This is a genomic window from Dolichospermum sp. UHCC 0352, assembly GCF_009711925.1.
GTDB lineage: Bacteria > Cyanobacteriota > Cyanobacteriia > Cyanobacteriales > Nostocaceae > Dolichospermum > Dolichospermum lemmermannii.
This window is the reverse complement of sequence record NZ_VIKY01000226.1, coordinates 1-15,744: the sequence shown is the minus strand read 5'-3', so window position 1 is coordinate 15,744 and position 15,744 is coordinate 1. Positions and strand designations below refer to the sequence as shown.

General features: G+C 38.3%; 23 protein-coding genes and 1 pseudogene. 14 read left to right on the top strand and 10 right to left on the bottom strand.

Going from position 1 to position 15,744, the window contains the following annotated elements; translation table 11 throughout:
- Nucleotides 1-71: 71 nt before the first annotated feature.
- The 4 genes from FJR06_RS16070 to FJR06_RS16055 all read left to right on the top strand — a co-directional run bounded on the left by FJR06_RS16070 (nucleotide 72) and on the right by FJR06_RS16055 (nucleotide 2,391).
- Nucleotides 72-326, top strand: coding sequence for a hypothetical protein (locus FJR06_RS16070; protein ID WP_015078408.1), 255 nt, complete (start codon nucleotides 72-74; stop codon nucleotides 324-326).
- Nucleotides 319-762 (top strand): type II toxin-antitoxin system VapC family toxin, encoded by a 444-nt coding sequence (locus FJR06_RS16065; protein ID WP_015078407.1) that lies wholly within the window; start codon nucleotides 319-321, stop codon nucleotides 760-762. Before FJR06_RS16070 ends, FJR06_RS16065 begins: the two co-directional genes overlap by 8 nt.
- A gap of 119 nt (nucleotides 763-881) precedes the next feature.
- Nucleotides 882-1,931, top strand: a complete 1,050-nt coding sequence (cobW, locus tag FJR06_RS16060; RefSeq protein ID WP_015078406.1) for a cobalamin biosynthesis protein CobW — start codon at nucleotides 882-884, stop codon at nucleotides 1,929-1,931.
- 1 nt (nucleotide 1,932) lies between these two features.
- Entirely contained in the window at nucleotides 1,933-2,391 is a 459-nt protein-coding gene (locus FJR06_RS16055; RefSeq protein ID WP_015078405.1) for an ABA4-like family protein, read from the top strand.
- Between the two features lie 53 nt (nucleotides 2,392-2,444).
- Here the strand turns inward: FJR06_RS16055 and FJR06_RS16050 are convergent, their stop codons facing one another.
- From FJR06_RS16050 to FJR06_RS16035, 4 genes are all read right to left on the bottom strand, one after another.
- The gene (locus tag FJR06_RS16050; protein WP_015078404.1) at nucleotides 2,445-2,669 is read right to left on the bottom strand and encodes a hypothetical protein; all 225 of its coding nucleotides are present in this window, start codon (nucleotides 2,667-2,669) and stop codon (nucleotides 2,445-2,447) included.
- Nucleotides 2,670-2,726: 57 nt separating this feature from the next.
- Nucleotides 2,727-3,035, bottom strand: a complete 309-nt coding sequence (locus FJR06_RS16045; protein WP_168651796.1) for a DUF3181 family protein — start codon at nucleotides 3,033-3,035, stop codon at nucleotides 2,727-2,729.
- Nucleotides 3,036-3,153: 118 nt separating this feature from the next.
- Complete coding sequence (locus tag FJR06_RS16040) at nucleotides 3,154-3,411, bottom strand: hypothetical protein (protein WP_015078402.1); 258 nt, start codon at nucleotides 3,409-3,411, stop codon at nucleotides 3,154-3,156.
- Nucleotides 3,412-3,551: 140 nt separating this feature from the next.
- Complete coding sequence (locus FJR06_RS16035) at nucleotides 3,552-3,815, bottom strand: hypothetical protein (protein ID WP_168651795.1); 264 nt, start codon at nucleotides 3,813-3,815, stop codon at nucleotides 3,552-3,554.
- 692 nt (nucleotides 3,816-4,507) lie between these two features.
- Between FJR06_RS16035 and FJR06_RS16030 the strand changes: the two genes are divergently transcribed.
- Entirely contained in the window at nucleotides 4,508-5,908 is a 1,401-nt protein-coding gene (locus FJR06_RS16030; protein ID WP_015078400.1) for a TldD/PmbA family protein, read from the top strand.
- A 125-nt stretch (nucleotides 5,909-6,033) separates the two neighbouring features.
- Entirely contained in the window at nucleotides 6,034-6,165 is a 132-nt protein-coding gene (locus tag FJR06_RS16025) for a WG repeat-containing protein (protein ID WP_083881413.1), read from the top strand.
- A gap of 156 nt (nucleotides 6,166-6,321) precedes the next feature.
- On the opposite strand, the gene FJR06_RS16020 is transcribed toward FJR06_RS16025, so the two are convergent.
- Nucleotides 6,322-6,627, bottom strand: a complete 306-nt coding sequence (locus FJR06_RS16020; RefSeq protein WP_015078398.1) for a hypothetical protein — start codon at nucleotides 6,625-6,627, stop codon at nucleotides 6,322-6,324.
- A 175-nt stretch (nucleotides 6,628-6,802) separates the two neighbouring features.
- On the opposite strand from FJR06_RS16020, the gene FJR06_RS16015 reads away from it, so the two are divergent.
- Genes FJR06_RS16015 through FJR06_RS16000 form a run of 4 tightly spaced genes read left to right on the top strand, consistent with a single transcriptional unit; the run spans nucleotide 6,803 to nucleotide 8,278 of the window.
- Complete coding sequence (locus tag FJR06_RS16015) at nucleotides 6,803-7,129, top strand: hypothetical protein (protein WP_015078397.1); 327 nt, start codon at nucleotides 6,803-6,805, stop codon at nucleotides 7,127-7,129.
- Entirely contained in the window at nucleotides 7,126-7,581 is a 456-nt protein-coding gene (locus FJR06_RS16010) for a hypothetical protein (RefSeq protein ID WP_015078396.1), read from the top strand. The genes FJR06_RS16015 and FJR06_RS16010 overlap by 4 nt, the downstream gene beginning before the upstream one ends.
- A gap of 9 nt (nucleotides 7,582-7,590) precedes the next feature.
- Entirely contained in the window at nucleotides 7,591-7,893 is a 303-nt protein-coding gene (locus FJR06_RS16005; protein ID WP_015078395.1) for a type II toxin-antitoxin system HigB family toxin, read from the top strand.
- Nucleotides 7,853-8,278, top strand: coding sequence for a type II toxin-antitoxin system HigA family antitoxin (locus FJR06_RS16000; RefSeq protein WP_168651794.1), 426 nt, complete (start codon nucleotides 7,853-7,855; stop codon nucleotides 8,276-8,278). Before FJR06_RS16005 ends, FJR06_RS16000 begins: the two co-directional genes overlap by 41 nt.
- A 90-nt stretch (nucleotides 8,279-8,368) precedes the next feature.
- Here the strand turns inward: FJR06_RS16000 and purQ are convergent, their stop codons facing one another.
- Together purQ and purS are read right to left on the bottom strand one after the other, a co-directional pair.
- Nucleotides 8,369-9,040 carry a phosphoribosylformylglycinamidine synthase subunit PurQ gene (gene purQ / locus FJR06_RS15995; protein ID WP_015078393.1) on the bottom strand — a complete coding sequence of 224 codons (672 nt, stop codon included), beginning with the start codon at nucleotides 9,038-9,040 and terminating at the stop codon, nucleotides 8,369-8,371.
- A 186-nt stretch (nucleotides 9,041-9,226) separates the two neighbouring features.
- Nucleotides 9,227-9,505 (bottom strand): phosphoribosylformylglycinamidine synthase subunit PurS, encoded by a 279-nt coding sequence (gene purS, locus FJR06_RS15990; protein WP_041457555.1) that lies wholly within the window; start codon nucleotides 9,503-9,505, stop codon nucleotides 9,227-9,229.
- A gap of 126 nt (nucleotides 9,506-9,631) precedes the next feature.
- Here purS and FJR06_RS15985 point away from each other — a divergent pair, with 126 nt between their 5' ends.
- Nucleotides 9,632-10,069, top strand: a complete 438-nt coding sequence (locus FJR06_RS15985) for a Fur family transcriptional regulator (protein WP_168651793.1) — start codon at nucleotides 9,632-9,634, stop codon at nucleotides 10,067-10,069.
- Here the strand turns inward: FJR06_RS15985 and FJR06_RS24430 are convergent.
- A pseudogene (locus FJR06_RS24430) lies at nucleotides 10,056-10,157 on the bottom strand (NfeD family protein); the annotation flags it as partial. The gene FJR06_RS15985 and the pseudogene FJR06_RS24430 overlap by 14 nt on opposite strands.
- A 225-nt stretch (nucleotides 10,158-10,382) precedes the next feature.
- On the opposite strand from FJR06_RS24430, the gene FJR06_RS15980 reads away from it, so the two are divergent.
- Entirely contained in the window at nucleotides 10,383-12,311 is a 1,929-nt protein-coding gene (locus tag FJR06_RS15980) for a protein phosphatase 2C domain-containing protein (RefSeq protein WP_015078390.1), read from the top strand.
- Nucleotides 12,312-12,600: 289 nt separating this feature from the next.
- Nucleotides 12,601-12,822 (top strand): ferredoxin-thioredoxin reductase variable chain, encoded by a 222-nt coding sequence (locus FJR06_RS15975; RefSeq protein WP_015078389.1) that lies wholly within the window; start codon nucleotides 12,601-12,603, stop codon nucleotides 12,820-12,822.
- A gap of 80 nt (nucleotides 12,823-12,902) precedes the next feature.
- On the opposite strand, the gene hetI is transcribed toward FJR06_RS15975, so the two are convergent.
- Entirely contained in the window at nucleotides 12,903-13,619 is a 717-nt protein-coding gene (gene hetI / locus FJR06_RS15970) for a 4'-phosphopantetheinyl transferase HetI (RefSeq protein WP_015078388.1), read from the bottom strand.
- A gap of 12 nt (nucleotides 13,620-13,631) precedes the next feature.
- On the bottom strand, nucleotides 13,632-14,705 hold the full coding sequence (locus FJR06_RS15965; protein WP_168633633.1) for a YheT family hydrolase: 1,074 nt from the start codon (nucleotides 14,703-14,705) through the stop codon (nucleotides 13,632-13,634).
- A 219-nt stretch (nucleotides 14,706-14,924) separates the two neighbouring features.
- On the opposite strand from FJR06_RS15965, the gene FJR06_RS15960 reads away from it, so the two are divergent.
- Nucleotides 14,925-15,668: a response regulator transcription factor gene (locus tag FJR06_RS15960; protein WP_015078386.1), complete on the top strand. Its 744-nt coding sequence runs from the start codon at nucleotides 14,925-14,927 to the stop codon at nucleotides 15,666-15,668.
- Nucleotides 15,669-15,744: the final 76 nt, after the last annotated feature.

Genomic DNA, 15,744 nt, shown 5'->3' with positions numbered 1-15,744 from the left:
AGGTTAAATCAAGCAACTTACGTTATAATCAAATAAATATCAACAATTATTCCTTACCAATAACCACAACTATGAACAGGGAATTAGTCAAAAAATTAGTTGAAATTATTCATTGTTTATCCCCAGAGGAGAAACAATTATTAGAAACAGAATTACAAATTAAACCTGATTGGAATATTATCAAAAAAAGCATCATTCAAAGAGGAGAAATACTTAACCAAAGACTTAATAATCAATCTTTACAAGATACAATTACTAATATTATTTCAGAAATGAGAGAAGAAAGATGTGAAGAATTAATCAATTCATTGAAAGTCCATGAATAATTATCTAATTTGTGTAGATGCCAGTTTTACCATTAACTTAATTAATAGTAAATCTCTGGATTCACCATTTATCAAACTATGGGAAAATTGGCAACAAAACTCTGCTACTATTATTGCTCCTACATTATTTTATTATGAAATCACTAATGCTTTACATCGCATGAATCAAGCAAATTTATTAACCATTGAAGATACAGAAAAAGCGTTGCAAGATGCGTTAAATTTGGGGATAGTTCTTTATGGAAGTTCTCAATTTCCCCAACTTCACGAAATGGCATTAACTCTAGCAAAAACTCTGAAACTATCTGCTGCTTATGATGCTCATTACCTAGCATTATCAAAGCTATTAAATGCAGAATTTTACACAGCAGATAAACGTTTATATAACAGTATTAAATTATCTTTAAACTGGGTACACTTTATCTCTCACACTTAACCTAAATCTGGTTCTATACCTAACCCCTTAACAAGTTTAGATCCCCGACTTCTCTAAGAAGTCGGGGATCTGGGTTATACAATATATGGTAAAATTGAATTCAAAACCACACACAAAACATGGCTACAAAAATCCCCGTTACCGTGATCACAGGCTTCTTAGGAAGCGGTAAAACCAGCATTATCCGTCACTTACTTCAAAACAACCAAGGACGACGGATAGCCGTATTAGTCAACGAATTTGGTGAACTGGGGATAGATGGAGAATTATTGAAATCTTGTCAAATTTGCCCCGAAGATGAAACAGCAGAAAATCCAGAAACTAATATATTTGAACTCACAAATGGCTGTTTATGCTGCACCGTGCAAGAGGAATTTTACCCGACAATGCGGGAATTAATTAAACGCCGAGATAGTATTGACTATATTATCATTGAAACCTCTGGTTTAGCATTACCAAAACCCTTAATTAAAGCCTTTCGTTGGCAAGAAATCCGCAATGCTGCTACAGTAGATGCAGTAATTACAGTGGTAGATTGTGCTGCGGTTGCAGCGGGAACATTTGCTAGTGATTTAGATGCGATAGCCGCACAACGCCAAGAAGATGATAGTCTAGAACATGAAACACCATTACAAGAATTGTTTGAAGATCAACTTGCTTGTGCTGATTTAGTGATTTTGAATAAAACTGATTTAGTTGATAGTGAAACCCAAGCACAAGTTCTAGAATTGGTCAAGCATGAATTACCGAGAGTTGTGAAAATTGTCTCTAGTGATTATGGTAAATTAGACCCATCTATCTTATTAGGATTTGCAGCCGCAGTTGAAGATAATTTAGATTCTCGTCCTAGTCACCATGACACCGAAGAAGACCATGATCATGATGATGAAATTAACTCAACTCATGTCATTTTAAACCGGACTTTTGACCCAGAAAAGCTACAAGCAATATTAGAAAAGCTGGCACAGGAACAAGAAATTTACCGAATTAAAGGATTTGTGGCTGTTGAGAATAAACTCATGCGGTTAGTTATGCAAGGTGTAGGTAATAGATTTGATAAATTTTATGATCGTCCTTGGAAACCAGAAGAAGCAAAACAAACCAGTTTAGTTTTTATCGGTCGTAATTTACAATCTTCAACAATAGAATCTCAATTAGTAGCTTTGTAATATGAATATCACAGATTTATTTAACGTTGCCAATTTGTTTGTTTTGCCTTTTTGGGCTTTGATGATTCTGTTACCAAATTGGAAAATTACCCGCAAGGTAATGGAATCTTATCTACCTTTTGTGGTTTTAGCAGGTGCTTATTTGTATTTATTTGTCACTAGCATTACTCCAGAAAACGCCGCAGCTTTATCAAATCCTCAACTAGCAGATATAGCCAGGTTTTTTAGTAATGAAACTGCTGCTGCTACAGGTTGGATTCATTTTTTAGTAATGGATTTATTTGTCGGTAGATGGATTTATTGGGAAGGACAAAAAACCGGAATTTGGACAATTCACTCGATAGCTTTGTGTTTATTTGCAGGTCCTTTAGGTGTGCTTTCTCATATTTTCACCTATTGGATTACAAAAGCCTTTTCTAAAGGTTCTGAAGGGGTGACAGAAAAAGCTGCTGTTAATTAAATTAATGTAGGGGTTTAGCATTGCTAAACCCCTACGAAATACTGTAATTAATATCAAGCTGCTACAGCTTCTCTTTCTCTAAATTTGGCATCTAACCAACAGCGGGGCAATTTTTCCCCGGAAGGAAATACTAATTCTTCCTTTTGATAAATGTCCGTTTCCTGTTCTTCTTGTCCTTCTTGGTCTTGGGCATGGACAATCTTACTAGTGGGGTCTAATAGTTCTTGAACATCAACTATTTTCACCAAATCGCGGCTATCTTTGATTTGTAAAAACATCTTGATCAACCTCCATTATTTCAATGTGTAAATTTGCCAATGGGAAGAAAATAAAGATTAGATTTCCCGTTGATATTTTTCGACAATATCTACTAAGGTCACTTGACATTGCAAGGGTAATAAATCAATTAAAGATAGTTCCTTTCTGCCACCACCAACTTTAACGGTGATAGATTCTAAAGCGGCAATTACCTTATCTTCATTAACGCTTTTAGAAGTAATTAAAGGATACAATTTTTCAGCCACAACATTATGCAGTTTGGCATCAGATAGATATAGATGCCACTTGGCAATATCTATATAAACACTTTCACCAATTTCTGCGGCTAGGGTTTCTAGTAATTCTGTGGTATTAGTTTTAGCCATAAATATAGCCTCTTTGTTAGTAACATCGGGATATCTTAGCTTATTTCATATTATCACTCAATTAGCTAGACTTGATCTACTACCACAGGTGAGAATTCCCTAGCTTGTTTTTCTTTCTTTAGGTAGATTTCGGTGGTGTGGGGTCGTAATTAGCGATCGCACCAATGTAAATTAGATGCAGCAGCAATACTCCTACCCAACCAATTGTTACTCCAGGTAGCCATTCCCAGGCAGTAGTTTTCAAAATGTGAAAAAACCACAACCCAGAAGTGACAGTTGCACAAATACCGACATGAACAGCGAAATTCATGCGATCATCTAGTTTACGGAAATCTGGATCTTTACGATCTGGTTTGCGAGGCCAACGGGGAGGCATAAATATAAATGTTTGTAACAGCAGTTAACGCACCTTATTTATTGTAAGGTGTTTGCGACTGACTTGCTCAGATACACAAATAATTTCACCCATCTGGGGATGAGATAATATTGATGGTGTTCCCCAGATGGTAATATAGGCTATGAACTCTGCACAGTTGACTCTGCATAGCAACTATCACCAAATTCGCTACCTCTGGCACTAGGTACTAAAGTCCAACCTGCTTTAAAGAGTTTTTGATAAGTTGCCCAACCTTTAGAACCACGAGGGATGCGATAATCTGGAACTGAAAATTGCGGAAAAGCTGTGTAAGGCCGCCAAGGTTGTCCAGGTGCAGTTTGCAAGTACAAAATCTTTTCATCATCGCCGTTAGACTTAGATAACCAGCACATTTGTCGAACCATAGTGAACTCCTTGATTGTTTAGTTGAAATATCACAAGGACGCTAACTGCGGATATTTAGGATGGTGGGAAGTGACTGCAAAGGTGTTTTTTATTCCCAATCTAAAATCCCAAATTGGTATGACAGGTTTTTGTGATGTCATCCGCAATTGTGATAAAGTTATTTTGTCCCTATGTTTAAGGCTGTAAAGATTATTTTTGTCAGGTAAATTATTGAGGAAGGCAAACTCCTGTGGGCTGCTGTTTATGAAAAAAGAAAGATGAACAAGAACAATGGTTTTTTGGTTCTTGATGTTTTTTTACTATGTGAATATTTTTATCATGTTATCCACGGTTGCAAGAATTTGATGTATCCATAGTTACGATTTTGCAAAAATTATTAAAAATTTATTGGCAAGGGAATTTATAAGTTAGGAGGTAAAATAAGTATTACAGCAGATTTCGCTCTAATGAGGTACAAACTTGAATTATGAAACTCTTGTAGTGCGGGCATCTTGCCCGCTGAATATGTACCTCATAACACCGGAAAGTGCTGTAAAAGATTTTAACTTCTTTCAAAATGATCAAGTAAGCTGTTATGATTTAAGATGGTTCTATGTTGGTTTTTCTATTCATATAGATAAGTAAAGATTATGATAACTCCAAAATATGTTTTTCAATCAGAAAATAAATGTAATTTATAGCGATTTATAAAATGAAAACTAAACTTACTGACGTTCAAAATCTCCTCTCAGATTTAATTTCTCGTTATTCTTCCCGTGTGGATTATTTGATGATTCGCTTGGAAGAAGCCGAGGGAACAGATATTGTCTTGCGGGGTGATAAAGTGGAAACTCTCAGCGAGGGAATTTCTATTGGTGGTCATGTTCGCACTTGTTATAAAGGTGGTTGGGGATTAAGTAGTTTTAATAAATTAACAACCATTGAAGACCGCATAGAAGAAGCCATTGCCGCAGCCCGGATAGTGGGTGATGAAGAGACTATACTTGCAGCCATTGATCCCGTACAGGCTGTATGTAGATTGCCTTTATTGGGTACTGACCCTCGACAGGTTTCGCTAAAGCAGAAAAAACAATTATGCGATCGCTATACTGACCTCCTGAAAACAGTTGATCACCGAATTACTACTACCTCAGTTCATTACAGTGACAGCACCCAAAGAGTCATTATTGTCACCTCTGAAGGAACTTTCATTGATCAATCTTGGGTAGATATGGAAATGCGCTTTGCAGCCACAGCCAGGAATGGGGACACTGTGCAAACTGGTAGAGAAACCACTGGTTCTCGCAAAGCCTACGAAGACTTAACTAATTTAGACAAACAAGTTAAAGGTGCAGCAGAAAGGGCAGTTACGTCCTTATCTTTACCTTCTGTCAAGGGCAATACTTACACCGTAGTTATTGATCCCATTCTCAGCGGTTTGTTTGTGCATGAAGCCTTTGGACATCTTTCTGAAGCAGATATGGCTTATGAAAACCCTGATATTCTGGAAGTCATGACTCTAGGACGACGTTTTGGCCCCAAAGAATTGCAAATATTTGATGGTGCTGCACCCCAAGGACATCGCGGTAGTTATTTTTACGATGATGAAGGTACACCTGCGACAACTACCCAGTTAATTGAAGATGGTGTATTAGTTGGGAGACTGCATTCCCGTGAAACTGCTGGTAAATTGGATGAGAAACCCACAGGAAACGCCCGTTGTCTTAATTATCACTATTCCCCCATTGTGAGAATGACAAATACCTGGATTGAACGGGGTAAAACTCCCGTCGCAGATTTATTTACGGGGATTAAAGAAGGTGTTTTTGCCCAAAATTGGTTAGGGGGAATGACGAACGGGGAAATGTTCACTTTCAGTGCTGGGGAAGCCTGGATGATTAGAAATGGCAAAATTGCTGAACCTGTGAAAGATGTCACCCTTTCCGGTAATGTTTTCCAAACCCTCGCAGATATCGAAGCCATTGGTGATGATTTTTACTGGGATGAATCCGGGGGTTGTGGTAAAGGTGGACAAAATGGTTTACCTGTCGGTTGCGGTGGTCCCAGTTTACGAATTCGGGATGTGGTGGTGGGAGGGGAAAGTGGAGAATAGTTCTTCCTTATCAAGATTCAGTTTAACATATTTTTTGGTGCAAGTCAATAGCTTCAACCCATAAAACGCGAAAAATTATCATTCATTTGAGATACTCGACTTTTCCCAGCAGTCGGGTATTTAAAATGAATGGTAAGTGGGGATTTATTAATAATAGTGGTCAATTACTTATTCCCTGTAAATTTGATGATGCTTTAAGTTTTTCAGAAGGTTTAGCAGCAGTAACAATTAATGGCAAAGAACACTTAGGAATGTGAATTAAATAAGGTGCAAAAGTAGGGTGTGTTAGCGACAGCGTAACGCACCATTCCAGGTTACATCAGAATTGCAGGTTATTAAATTTGCGTTCCTTAATAGATAAAACAAGAAAGATAGTTTATTAACTAAGAGGATGTTTGAAAAGTTTCCGGCGATTAGAAATCGCTACTACACAAACAAAGTCCACCTGCGTGGACTAACGAAAAATCAAGGCTTTTGAACCCACGTTCGCGTAGCGTTCCGAAGGAATAGGTGGGTTTCGTCTGTGTAGTTCCGCGACTTCTAGTCGCCCTTGCAAGTAATAAATTAGACTTTTCAAACACCCTGTTAGGATGAGTTTGATTAGTTTGCACGCGATAGAGAATATACCCAACTTCATCAATTACATCTTCAGGAAATTCTAGAAGCTCTTCTTTGGCAGAATTTACCCAAATAACTGTTCTGATTGTATCATTAGTCATAATTTATAGGATGTTTGAAAAGTTTTTAATGTATAAATAAACCCCTCTCCAAACCTCTCCCCGACGCGGGGAGAGGCTTTGAAACCCCCATTCCCTTGTAGGGAAGGGGGGAAGGGGGGTTAGGTTTCTAGAGATTATCGGTTTCATCTAATACTTTTCAAACAACCTCTAATTAGTGTCTGACAAAATCCATTCCAGATATGCGGATGGAACACCAGTTTATCAAAGTCAAAGACCTCCTAGATTTGGTGAACCCGTAGCCGATCCTTTAGCACAAGCAGCCCATTCCAGATTAAGATGGGATCAATACCATCAAAGAGTTTATCAAGCTAGAGAATTTGATACCAATGGTCAACCAGTGCGAGATATTGACTTTACTAGTCCGACATATCCTAATGGTACACTCCGCCCTGATCATTTACCACCGCCTCATCAACATCTTTGGCTTGCTAATATAACAGGTGGTACTCCCACTCGCAGTAAACAACCACAAATTCTATGAATAACCTCCAAAAATCGGCTTTTACCTTAGTTATTCAACCAGAGGAAAAAATAGAAAATCGCGTTTATATCATTGTCAATTACTTAGCTAAAACCTATCTTGAATCACAATGGCTGATTACTGAAATAGATGCTACCGGATTATTAGGAAATCGTTTAACGTCTATTTTAAATAATCAAGAGAATACGACTATTTCTTCTTCAGATTTTTTACAACTTTTGCAAGAAGAAGGACAAATTCTAGATTTAGAAGCTACCTTAGTGAAAAGTTCTCAAGAAATTATTACTGTTTTTATCAGGGATGGTTATTCTGTAGATATTTTAGGAGTAACAGAATTATTACCTGTTAATGTTTTGAATAATTGTATTCGAGTTGATGCTAATTTATTTGACACTCAAGAAACAGAAATATCTCAACCTAAAATTAATGTTGTTTATCAAAAAATTGCTTAACGTCTAGATATGCACATTATCAGCAAAAAGAGATTAAAAGAATTTTCGCAGCAGCATCCAAAATCTGAATCAAATCTAGAAACATGGTATAAAATTGTTAATAAAGCCAAATGGGAAAACTTTGTTCAATTACGTCAAGTATTCCCATCTGCGGATTTAGTTGGTAACTTCACCGTTTTCAACGTTAGTGGGAACAATTACCGACTGATCGCTTTAGTAGACTATCAATATCAAGAAGTGTATATTCGCCATATCCTTACCCATGCAGAATATGACAAACAAAATTGGAAACAAGACCCTTGGTACACCTAAAACTTATGTAGAATTGATCACTGCTTTTCCTCCCAGAAAAATTACCTCAGAGGAAGAATTAGCCATAACTCAAAATATTATTGATTCTTTATTAGATCAAGAAAGGCTAACTCCTGACGAACGAGATTATCTGCATTTATTAGGATTAGTAGTATCTGAATATGAAGAAGAAAATTATCCTGTAGCAGATATTTATGGAGTAGAACTATTAAAAGTATTAATGACAGAATTGAATTTACAACCCAAAGATTTAATGCCAATTTTTGCCGATGAAACTATAATATCTGATATTTTGTCAGAAGAACAACCCCTAACTATTGAACAAATCGAGAAACTTAGTAATTTCTTTCATGTTTCTCCATCTGTGTTCTTAAAAAATGTTTAGTTGATGTAATGAATACCAATAATAGAAGAATTTAATACTAAATCTAGTAAATATAAAAATCCCCGACTCCGCGAAGAAGCCGGGAATCTATTACACTAAAGCCGCTACCTTCCCCAACAACCCCTCAAACAAACGCAAACCATCGCTATTACCTAACGCGGAATCTGCTGCTCGTTCTGGATGTGGCATCATCCCCAAAACATTGCCTTGCAGATTACAAATCCCCGCAATGTTGTTGAGTGAACCGTTGGGATTTGTTTGATAACGAAATAAAACTTGTCCGTTGGCTTCGATTTCTGCTAAAGTGGTTTCGTCACTGTAAAATCGCCCCTCTCCGTGGGCAATGGGTAAAGTGATGATTTCCCCTTCAAGATAACCTTGAGTCCAAGGTAAATTATTACGCTCAACTTTCAAGGGAGAGCGATCGCAAATAAAGTGCAAATCTTGATTTCTAGCCAATGCCCCAGGTAATAAACCAGCCTCAGTTAATACCTGAAACCCATTGCAAATACCCAAGACAAATTTACCTTGTTGTGCATGGTCAATTACTTGCTGCATCACAGGAGAGAAGCGAGCGATCGCCCCACAACGCAAATAATCCCCATAACTAAAGCCACCGGGGACAATCACTACATCTATATCACTAATATCTGTCTCTTGATGCCAAACCATGCGCGTTGGTTGTCCTAGTAAATCTCTAGTAACATAGGCAACGTCACGATCACAATTAGAACCTGGAAAAACTAAAATACCGAATTTCATTGTTTGTCAGTTGTCAGTTGTTAGTAGGGGCGAAGCATTTGGAAGATAAATTATTGGTCATTGCCAAAAATAGTTCTCCAAATGCTTCGCCCGTACAGTTGTCAGTTGTCAGGGAATAGGCAAAAGGCAAGAATTTTCCCTCTTACCCATTACCAATCACCAATCACCAATTACCCATTACCCATTTCAAAATACGCCAGTTTGTGATTCTACCTCAATCAAGTCAAAGCGATAATTTTCGATGACAGGATTTGATAACATTTGATCACAAATTTGATTTAAGTCTCGACGCGCTTTCATCTCATCAGGTGCGACAATAGTTAACTCAATGTACTTACCAATTCTCACCTGTTCCACGTTGTCGTATCCCATTTGTTTGAGGCCAGATTGTACAGCCACACCAGCAGGATCTAAAACTGAAGTCCTAAGTGTCACGAAAATTTTAGCTATATATTTTATTTGCACAGGCTTTTTGCTGAATGCTGCGATCGCTATCCTATAACTTTTATGGTCTAACTGAGTGAAAATATAATCAGGAGTAGAAGTAATTCATGAATTCCCCCTACATAGATACAAATTTAACAAACATTTATGAGAGCCATACATACTCGTAGTCAAGAACGGATTTTAAACCTGTTACAAAATCTTAAACAAGGCATTTCTGCCCAGGATATTTACGTAGAACTACGTAATCTCAAACAAAGCATGGGTTTAGCAACAGTTTACCGTTCCTTGGATGCTCTCAAATTAGAAGGCTTAGTGCAAGTGCGAACTTTGGCAAATGGGGAAGCCTTATATAGCTTAACACAACAGGATAAACACCATCTCACCTGCCTACAATGCGGTATTTCCATTCCCATTCATCAATGTCCTGTCCATGAACTCGAAAACCAATTACAAACCAGCCATCAATTTAAAGTGTTTTATCACACTCTAGAGTTTTTTGGACTGTGTACAAAATGTCGAGTCAAGGAGTCACCGAGTCAGGAGTCAGGAGTCAGAAGGAAGGAAGGAAGGAAGAAGGAATGAAGAAAGAAACAAAAGCTGATGGTAAAGAAAGTTCCGTTAAACACAGAACCGACCCTGCTAACAGCCAAATTAAGGTAAAACTTGGCATAACGCTTTTCCCTTACAATAGATTTACTCGTACTAATTTTATGAGAGACTGCAAAGAATCATGAAATCTATTGATCCATCCTTATCTGCGTTTATCTGCGTTTATCTGCGTTCATCTGCGTTCAAATATTCTTAAAATCTGATTCCATGCAGTTCCATCTTAACTTGAGATTAGATACATCAATACAGTGAATATTTACATAAAAAACTAATCATCAATTTAATTATGCTTTCTACTCAACGGATTATTAATTGCCCAAATTCAGAATGTGATCAACCAATTAACTCTGTGGGGGATACTATTTGCGATCGCTGTCACACTCCCCTAATTTACCGCTATCTCCGGGCAACTGGCAACCAAGTAGCAGAAATTCCCCCAGGAACAAAAGTAGCAGACAGATATGAAGTCATCAACCCACAAATTTGGCTAGATACCAAACCTGCAACCCTACCACATATACCTGCCCCACTGCCAAATATCGTTATTCCCTATCTCAGCTTATATTCACAACGTTTACATATTCCCCAAGCTTATGGGTTTACTTCCTTAGCAGAAATATATGGTGATATTTTACTGCTAGAAAATGCCCCCATAGATGAAACAGGCTGCATTTACCCGAAAATTACCGACTCCTGGGAACAAGCATCTCCCGTCAGACAAGTTTACTGGTTATGGCAAATTCTCCAACTATGGACACATTTATCAAAATTAGGAGTTGCCCAAAGTTTACTATTAGCAGATAATTTATGTGTGCAAGGTTGGTGTATTCGGTTATTAGAACTGCATCAAAGTACAGAACCACCAACTTTACAAGATTTAGGTAATTCTTGGCGGAACTGGGTGACAATAGCCAAAACCACAATTGCCGAAAAACTAAACATCATAGTTGAGTTAATGTGTCAACCAGAAATTGATTTACAGATCATCAATACTCAACTCAATGAATTATTGCTAACAACAGCCGCCGACTTACCTTTATATTTAACCATAGCCGGGGCAACAGATCCTGGAACTGTTATTAAACATAATGAAGATGCTTGTTATCCCAGTCATCCGAGAGATATAGATGATCAATTACAACCACGACTAGCAATTATTTGTGATGGTATTGGTGGCCATGAAGGTGGTGAAGTTGCGAGTCAATTAGCTTTGCAGTCTCTCAAATTGCAAATGCGGGCTTTATTAACAGAGATAGGACAACAAACAGAACTATTAACTCCGGATTTATTATATCAACAAATAGAGTCTTGTTTGCGAGTCGTTAATAATGTGATATGGTCGCGCAATGACGAGGAAAAACGCCAGGGCAAAGAACGCATGGCCACAACCTTAATCATGTCATTGCAAATCCCCCAAAGAGGAGAACAATTAGAAAATTCCCACGAACTTTATTTAGCCCATATTGGTGATAGTCGGGTTTATTGGATAACCCAGAATTATTGTCAACTTCTGACTGTAGATGATGATATGGTAAAACGAAAAGTTGGTTTAGGGAAAACTTTATATCGTCAAGCATTGCAAATCCCAGAAGCCAAAGCCCTGACCCAAGCACTAGGCACAAAAGAAGCCGAATTTCTCAACTTTTCGATTCAACGATTTATCATAGAAGAAGATGGGATTTTATTGCTGTGTTCCGATGGTTTAAGCGATCGCAATTTAGTCGAACAATCCTGGCAAGACTACGCAATTCCCGTGCTTACAGGCGATTTAGACATAGCAGATGCTACCCAGGAATTAATTAAACTCGCCAATGAAAAGAATGGCCAAGATAATATATCTGTAGTATTGACCCTTTGTCGTGTGGCCAAACCATCCTCAATGGCAATTATCCCCGCACCTCCGGCAGAAATTATTCCTCCCCAACCCTTAGCTGTTCCCGATTCAGAAGCATTAATTATCACAGCATCCATAGAAACAGATTTAGCCGCAAGTTCCCAAGCCCTGCTTGATTTAAGTCTGACAGAAGCACAGACAGCACCGATAAAACCATCTAGAAGCAAAGGTTTGGGACTATTTGCGAGATTATTAGTTTTGTTGCTGGGAAGTACCACTGTCGGTTTATTTGCTTGGTGGCAATTATCTCCCCAATCATTCTCACAAGTCTGTCGGCAACTTCCCCAAAAGGTGCGAGAATTCTGTCCAGGCAGGGAGTAGGTAGGGAGTAGGTAGGGGAGGTAGGGGAAGTAGGGGAGGTAGGGGAAGTAGGGGAGGTAGGGGAGGTAGGGGAGGTAGGGAAAAGAGTATTACCATTACCAATTACCAATTACCCATTACCAATTACCAATTACCAATCATCTTAATAAGAAATATACAAGTTTGTTCCACGGCTGAATAGCGCGATGTGTTGTAAAATTGAGTTTGCCATTAAATCATGCTGGATTTTATATTCAAAAAAGCTGTGGAGATGGTTTGGGAACAAAAAAAGTTAGATACATAAGATATTATGAAAGTAGGCGATCGCGTGCAAGTGAAAGAATCAGTAGTAGTTTATCATCATCCTGAACATCGCGGTCAGGCTTTTGACATCAAAGGTACAGAAGGAGAAATAGTGGCTATTGTCACCCAATGGCAGGGTAGACCCGTGAGTGCTAACTTTCCTTTTTTAGTGCAGTTTGGCAAAAAATTTAAAGCCCACTTACGCGATTTTGAAATAGAAAGTATCTAGAATAGGAGTCAGAAGTCAGAAGAAGGAATAAAAAAGAATTCAGTATCCCCAATAATTGATTCTCACTTCTGAACTCTTTTTCAGTAATATTCCCAGCAATGCAAATTAATATTGCTACCTGCAACTACAACCGCAGCCGCAAAATTTTCTGCTGGTGTTAATTCTCTTAAATTCCAATCTCCTGATACAAGTAATTGACTTGGTTGATTTGGTGTTAAAGATATTTCAATTTCTTCTAACTGTACTAAACCATCTCCTGTGGCTTTTAAATAAGCTTCTTTGCAAGTCCAATAACGGAAAAATATTTGTTGCTGTTCTTGGGGAGAAATAAGTCGCAGATGTTCATATTCTTTAAAAGAAAAAAACCGTTTTGCCAGACTTTCCAAATCAGACATAGTGCGAATATATTCTAAATCCACACCAATTTGATTTTGATAACTTACTCCACACAAAGCCAAATCTTGGGAATGAGATAAGTTAAATAATAATCCTTGATCAGCAAATTTAGCCGCTAATAAAGGCTTACCACGGGGCTGATATTCAAATTCTACTTGTTTGGGATCAATACCCAAATATTGCCCTAAAATGGCGCGGAGAGTGCCACGTCCAGCAATAAATCTTTGCCGATGTTCAGGAAAATAAAACCTTTGGGCGCGAGCAATTTCATCACTAGATAAAGTTTCTCGAAAAAATTGTAATTGTGATTCTGATGAATTTAAATTAATGCGCCAAATATGCACATCATTTAATAACAAATCTAATTTTTTAGGTGCAGGTAGCCAATTAAAATTAAACACAATCGCTAATAATTAAACTTTACTTTTTTGCATAGAACCATTTTCAATTTTTTGGCTACGGCTTGTTTCTATCCACTCTAAAACACGATTCCAAGCCCACCATTGATCAGGATCTTCATATTGATTTTGACATTTTTTGCTACTCACATAACCAACATGGCCACCGTAGCGAGTCAGTAATAAATCTATGTCAGGGTTTTTCGTAGCAGCGGCTTCTAAATCAGGAATAATGGCAGGATCAAATAAAGGGTCATCAGCAGCATATAAAATTAAAGTTGGTTTGGACAATTTAGGTAATAATTCTAACCCACTGCTGGCTTGATAATAATCAGCGACGGTGGCAAAACCCAAACGTTCAATCACCAATTCTTCATCAAATCCCCAAATACTATTAGCCCGTGCAATAGCTTCTGGTTGCATAGATTCAGGATAAACAGCATGAATTTTCCAGGCCAGTTTTTTCAATTCCTTAGCAATGCGAGATTCAATATATTTACCAAAGGGGTGTGTAACCAAATAAGTCAATGAACGGAACGAATCCAAACTCGGACAAATCACCGCCCCACCTGCAATATCAATGTCTTTAGGTGCTAAATCCGCTGCGGCTTTCACTCCCCACAACGCCAATTGTCCCCCCAAAGAATAGCCCGTAAACCAAAATGGCGAAGGACAACCCATTTTTGCCGCAGTTTCCGCAATTCTGACAAAATCTTCCCCTTCATACAAACCATCAGAAGTCAATGTTGGCGATAATTCTGCGGTTTTACCATGCGCCCGCCAATCAAATAACACCACAGCATAGCCTTGGGCGTAAGCCTTGCGTCCCAAAATTCTTAAAAACCATTGTTGGTCTAATTCTCCAGTAATACCATAAGTGCCAAGAATCGTACTATGGGCATTTGGGGGAATAGCAACTTTTCCAAAAATTGGCACACCTTGACCACCTGTGAAGATGACTTCCTGGTATTTTGGTTCTGGGTGAGTAGTTTTACGCTCCCAATCACGATTAGCCCATAAAGCTGTATAAGTCGTCATGGTCACGCCATTTTGCAAAAAATAGGGCGGCAAATACTCGTATTTATACATATAAATATTACAATCATTTACTTTTAATATTTATATTAGGTTTAACATATTTTTTATAATTGAGGTGGTAATCTTTTTATATATCAAGGAAAACAACTGTCTAGAGTTTGCTCCATGATCTCACAATCCCTCAACTTTTTCCCAGAATCAGCAAAGCGAAATTTTGGTAGTCGAGGAAACGTCAATTATCCTTAAATAAAGTAGTTATAATTTTTAAGAATGCCGAGGATTCTTGTCATAGACGATGACCCAGCGATTTCAGAACTTGTTGCCGTCAACTTGGAAATGGCGGGCTACGATGTTAGTCAAGCCGAAGATGGTATCAAAGGTCAGGCGCTGGCTCTCCAGCTACAACCAGACTTAATTATGCTCGATCTGATGTTACCTAGAGTAGATGGGTTTACAGTTTGTCAACGCTTACGTCGGGATGAACGCACTTCCGAAATTCCTGTATTGATGTTAACTGCTTTAAGCCAAACTCAAAACAAGGTAGAAGGCTTTAATGCTGGTGCGGATGACTATCTCACCAAACCCTTTGAGCTAGAAGAGTTATTAGCGCGGGTACGGGCTTTATTAAGACGCACGGACAGGATTCCCCAAGCTGCAAAACATAGCGAAATTCTCAACTATGGACCGATTACTCTCGTTCCCGAAAGATTTGAGGCTATCTGGTTCAAAACAACAGTGAAATTGACTCATTTAGAATTTGAGTTACTCCACTGCTTGCTACAACGTCATGGACAAACCGTTTCCCCCAGCGAAATCCTCAGAGAAGTTTGGGGTTATGATCCTGATGATGATATTGAGACTATTCGCGTGCATATTCGTCATTTGAGAACCAAACTCGAACCAGATCCTCGTCATCCACGCTACATTAAGACTGTCTACGGTGCGGGATATTGTCTGGAATTACCTAGTGTATCTTCTGGAATTGACGAAGCGATCGCTACAATAGTTGAGTGAAAGGGAACAGGGAACAGGGAACAGGGAACAGGCAAGAATTATTACCACTGACAACTGTACGGGCGAAGCATTTGGA